The sequence below is a fragment of the Oceanobacillus indicireducens genome (genome assembly GCF_014647195.1).
In the GTDB taxonomy this organism is placed as follows: domain Bacteria; phylum Bacillota; class Bacilli; order Bacillales; family Amphibacillaceae; genus Oceanobacillus; species Oceanobacillus indicireducens.
On the sequence record NZ_BMOS01000063.1, the window covers coordinates 1 to 5,467 of the forward strand.

Sequence of the window (5,467 nt, forward strand, 5' to 3'; positions counted from 1 at the left end):
ATATAGTGGTTTCACATAAAGTGTTGCATTTAATATTGCAATTTAGGTATATTAATTTAACTATTCTTTCTGGAAAAACAATTTGACTATCATTCAAATCAATATTCAAAGATTTACAGCAGTCCGTTAAGTTCTTTATCGCAGCTTCCTTATTTTTCTCAGTTTTTTCCCCAGACTTGTCAGCATCAAATCTTAACCACACCTCACACCAATACGCTGTTTCCGTAGGCATATCGGTATTTTCACCTATCCAAAATGCATCTAATAAAGCCAAGGAAATATCCTCTATACTACTAATGAGATCATTGTGCCTTGGCTTACCTTTTTTAGTTGTTTTTTCGATATATTCCTCAGCTTTTTCCATAAAGTATTTTTCTTTTCCTCCTGGAACATATACTGTGGCTTTTGTTATAGTATTTTCCGAGTCTTCCCTCACATTTAAAATTCGAATTCCCTGCTGTATATTTTCCAAACTTTTTAGGGCCAAGTCATATCCGGATTCACTTGAAAATTCAAGATATGTTCCGTTTTTATACTTTATTGCTGCTGCACGTTTTTGATCTGTTGAACGTTCATAACTACCTTTTATCATTTGCTGAATAAACTCGCCGTGAGTTCTAACATTTGGACGCACAGGGAAATTAGAACTCCCCATTCTTGGAGGTGAAGAATATTCTAAAGCATTTTTTGTATTCTTTAAAAATATATTTTTCTTTTCTACCGCCAATCTTATGCCTCCTTATTAGAATAAACAGTCATTCTTTCATTAATTAATTTTAAAAGTTGGGATTGTGTAATGTTTCTATCATGCAAGATAGAGTCTTTTATTGCATCATCGCAAACTTTTATTAATTCCGCATGACTCAAAGAAAGTGAGCTATCAATTAATTTATCTGATGGTGTAAAATTCTTTTGAAATACTGAAAGCTTATATTTAAATAATCTGCATATTTCATCTTTCGTGGGTAGAGAGTAGTGTAATACATCATCGAATCTACGAAATAATGCTTGATCCAGTAACTTTTGATTATTGGTAGCAGCAACTATAATACTTTCGGAAGTGTCTTGTTCTATAAATTGTAAAAAGGAGTTCAATATCCGTCTCATCTCTCCAACTTCATTGTCTAAACTTCTATCTGCACCAATGGCATCAAATTCATCAAAAAAGTATACACCAATATTATTTTCTATAGACTCAAAAATTTGTCTTAGTTTTGCACTAGTTTCTCCCATAAACTTTGTTACTAACTTATCTACTTGAACAGTATACAATGGAAGTTCTAACTCGGTCGCAATTACCGATGCAGTATATGTTTTTCCTGTTCCAGGATGACCTTCAATCAGAATTTTCCTTCTGTTATCCATACCATATTGCTTAAGTTTATTTTTATTTTTATACTCATTCAAAATTCTAATGATTCTATCTCTAATCTCATCCGAAACAATTAACCCATCCAATTGATTGTTAGGTATAGTCATATGCAACATAGGATTAGTTTTATTTAGTGAAACTACATTAGCGCGAGGAATCTGTGATTTATCGACGAGTTTTTTTAACTCTCTAGCAAAGTTAACATGATTTTGTTTGGCTTCATATGCTGCAATTTGTAATACAATGGTTTTAAACTTTTCATTGTTTCCATCCAAATGTGCTTTCACCAAACTTTTTATATGATCCGCTGTAGCCATTTAAAACACCTCCTTTAGCATATTTACCCTTTTTATAATTGTATTCTTCAAAAGGATCAAAGTCAATTTAGTGTATTATATGTCAACTACTTGAACATTGCGAAAGAGAGTACTATTGATTAATGTTATATTCGCTTAACATCTTTCTCCTTTCTATGCTTTCGTCCATAAAAACACGTTAGATAACAATAATTCACCATGCCCAAAATTGATTTACTATAAATTTTCCGCAATACCAGCCATAATATATTCCGCACATGGTACAGCAATTGCATTTCCAATCGCTTTATATCTTGCATAATCACTAATGGCTTCATCCTTATTTCCAAAAGCTGTCCAGCCCTCTGGTAATCCCATCAAACGTTCACATTCCAATGGAGTTAGTTGTCGTATATAGCCTTCTTTTTCTTTCCCCTCATACCAAAAAGAAAAGATATTGACTGAACCAGCTAGCAAAGTTGGGAAAGGGTCATTTGTCCGTCCGAAACTTCCAATGAATCCTGATTTGTTTTTGTCTTTTGCGGTACTTCGCATACGTCTTTCTTGAAAGGGACGGACGACGGGTATTTTCCTCCTTGCTTTTTCAGAAGATACTCGACTGGCTGCGGTGGAGGGTGGCCGACTTTCATCGCAAGTAGTAGAAAATGATTGCAGTTCGCGGCTTTTAAATAATATTTCTCTGGCACGTGTTCCTCCAAAATCCGCCACGAGGAAGATACGTCTTCTTCTTTGAGGAAGTGTGGGCTTTCCCCAATATCGGGCATCCAAGACGCGCCAGCACACATCAACATCATTCCCTCGGACCATTCCAGCGTTTGCCCAGAGTCCAGAAGCAGGCATTGGAACACTGGTTTTTGTGAACGACTCCAACACGGCTTTAAAATCCAACCTGTTATTTGATGAAAAAGCTCCCATGACGTTTTCCCAAACAGCGATAACTGGATATGTTCCATTCGTTGCACACCTCATTTCTTCGATAATGCGGATCGCATGATAAAATAAACTGGATTGACTTCCTGCAAGACCTTCTCGTTTTCCGATATTGGATAAGTTCTGACATGGAGAACCAAAGGTAATAATATGAACAGGTGGTATTTTTCCACCATCAACTTTTGTAATATCTCCTAGACGTAACAGATTAGGGAAATGCCTTTTTGTAATAGAAATTGGCGCTTTCTCTACTTCACTTGCCCATGTTGGTATAATTCCGTAACGAGAACCAGCTAGAGGAAATACCCCGATTCCGTCAAATAAACTTCCCAATGTTATTCCGACCATATTTCACCTCTACCCTTCATTTTTGGGTACAAAAAAAAGACGTTCATTTTAATTAAACGTCTAAAGATAATAGAATCTATTAAGTTAAAATTTATTATTCTGTTGTGTTCCCACACACCAGTTCAATTCCTACTGAAACCTCAATATGGTTTTTCATCACTTTTTTACGCCCATTTTCACCATTTGGTACAAAGTGTGCATGCTTGTAAAACGTTGTGAAACTAAGGATTTCTACATAATTTTCCGTTGTATCAACGCTATAGCCTCCACATGGGACGAGCCACCAAGCTTGATGTCCAGGGCTTTTTCATGAGCGAGTACGTCTGCGGGAACATATCGACCAAAGGTGTAGGTACGTGGAAACATATCGACACAATAATCACTTAAGCAATTTCATATTTACGAAGGTAATTTCTAAAATTATAATTATCACTGCTATTGAAATAATGGCTTCAGTTTTCAATACGAGAAAGAATCCAACTAATAATGTACTCAAGCCTAAAAGTGCAAACGTTTATTCAGAGCTAAAAACAAGTGGGATGGGCATAAATTGATATATTTTATTGAAGCTTTTTAATTATTTTCTGATGCCTAGTTCCTACTTTTTTCGCACTGTATAGATAATACCATAAAAAGGGAATAAAATTATATGGATAGTAGCAAAAAATAAAACCACGTTAAAGAAAGGTGTTTCGTAAAAATTAAACCATTTTGTGAAAATTTCTTTTTGTAGCATTTCATTCCCAAATTTACCGAAGTCAAAATTGTTAATAAGCGTGGTACTATCAACAATTATCAATATAAAATTAAGAACAATAAAAAAAACAACATTGATTAACCATTTCCTCATTTGCTTACCATCCCATTCTTTTATACGTTACTTTTTGATAATTGATTAACGGCTTTTTAAAATGATTTGACGATTAGGGAATACTATAAACTCGAAGCTACTCAGTGCTATTTAACAATATAATTCTCTTCAAAAAAATGTATGGAACTAATTGAATTTTATTCTCTAAAAATCATCAAACTTTTTCCTGAATTTTTTTCTAAATTTAAAGCCAAATCGATTGATATATATTTCATTCTTAGCAAGAAGTTTATATGCGTCTAAAACATTGAACATATAAGTATAGATATAAATACCAATAGCAATCAATCCAATACAAACTGGGTAATAAGGTGTCAAAAAACTAGTAGGAATAATACTTTTCCTTTCTAATCCAATAGGTAAGAACCCCACTACAAATAATCCAAATCCTAATATCATATAAATATTGTATTTTCTTTTTATATTTTCATATCTAACGTTAAGTTCTTGGAGATGTTTTTCATCAAACAATAATGGTTCTTGCTTAAGCACTTTATACTTTTCTTCTTCAAAAAAAGATGTTGACGAAAACGCTCCTATGCCTATTGTCGCAAAAATAATTGTTGGTATTAAATAAATTGATGGATCTTGTTTAAAAATAAAATAAGGAATGAAGGCTAAAGCAATAAAAAATAAACCCAACGATAAATATTTAGCAGATTTACGAACTGACAATATATAACCTTCAGCCGTTTCTTTACTGACATAATATCCCGACTCTTTATCATTATTGGTTTCGCTAGGGCTCTTTAATAGATAATCCATTGAAACATCAAATATATTTCCAATCATAAGAAGCTTTTCAGTTTCAGGATATCCTTGACCATTTTCCCATTTACTCACTGCTTGTCTTGATGTGTTTAATTTTTCAGCTAAAGCCTCTTGTGAAAGTCCTCTTTCCTTCCTTAATTTAAATAATTTTTCACCAAATGTCACTTACTTTAAACTCCTTCCCTTTACAAAATACCGCTCTTTTTATTGATAATTCTAACCATTTACTATACAGCATAGTTTATATTTTAACTTATTATAAAAATAAAAGGAAAGACAGTAAATACAATCGAAAAGTTATTTTATTATGTCATTGTTTAAATATCCCCCGAGTGCTCCACCAATGATTCCCCACAATACTATACTAATAATATGCCAGTAAACGACTCTTTTTTTATTTACACCAAGAGCTAATGAAGTGAATGCAGCAATATGACCAGAAGCAATTAACGGCGCAATAAGTGCCAAACCTGGAACACCGTATTTATCATACAATTCCCTAGCTTTCAATGTGCGATTATGAACAAATCCTTTTTTTGAATCCCGATTATGAATTTTCCTTTGCAAAGTATTAAATAAAACAATAATGGACATGATTGAAATCCAGTTCCCAAAAATACTGATAATTACCGCTAAAATAATGGGTATTCCAATTAAAGAACCAATCATTGATCCACCGAGAGATTCCACAAACGGAATGAATGATATTAAAAAAGTTCCCAAATATTGTAGTAGTAAATTTAATTCTGATAAATAACCGACAATTTCTTGTACTAATTGACGAAACATAATAGCTACTCCTTTTAACCTTTGATGCTAGTATAGTTTCATGGACACATCTAAGTTAAATTTTATACA

At 33.2% G+C, this 5,467-nt stretch carries 5 protein-coding genes and 1 pseudogene; all 6 read right to left on the bottom strand.

Going from position 1 to position 5,467, the window contains the following annotated elements:
* Positions 1–727: pseudogene (locus IEX94_RS19185) on the bottom strand (hypothetical protein); the annotation flags it as partial.
* A 2-nt stretch (positions 728–729) separates the two neighbouring features.
* Complete coding sequence (locus IEX94_RS19190; protein ID WP_188859827.1) at positions 730–1,689, bottom strand: AAA family ATPase; 960 nt, start codon at positions 1,687–1,689, stop codon at positions 730–732.
* Between the two features lie 216 nt (positions 1,690–1,905).
* Positions 1,906–2,967 (bottom strand): DNA cytosine methyltransferase, encoded by a 1,062-nt coding sequence (locus IEX94_RS19195; RefSeq protein ID WP_188859829.1) that lies wholly within the window; start codon positions 2,965–2,967, stop codon positions 1,906–1,908.
* Between the two features lie 598 nt (positions 2,968–3,565).
* Positions 3,566–3,817 (bottom strand): YfzA family protein, encoded by a 252-nt coding sequence (locus tag IEX94_RS20360; protein ID WP_188859831.1) that lies wholly within the window; start codon positions 3,815–3,817, stop codon positions 3,566–3,568.
* Between the two features lie 165 nt (positions 3,818–3,982).
* Positions 3,983–4,774, bottom strand: coding sequence for a helix-turn-helix domain-containing protein (locus tag IEX94_RS19205; protein ID WP_188859832.1), 792 nt, complete (start codon positions 4,772–4,774; stop codon positions 3,983–3,985).
* A gap of 132 nt (positions 4,775–4,906) precedes the next feature.
* The gene (locus IEX94_RS19210) at positions 4,907–5,398 is read right to left on the bottom strand and encodes a small multi-drug export protein (protein WP_188859834.1); all 492 of its coding nucleotides are present in this window, start codon (positions 5,396–5,398) and stop codon (positions 4,907–4,909) included.
* Positions 5,399–5,467: the final 69 nt, after the last annotated feature.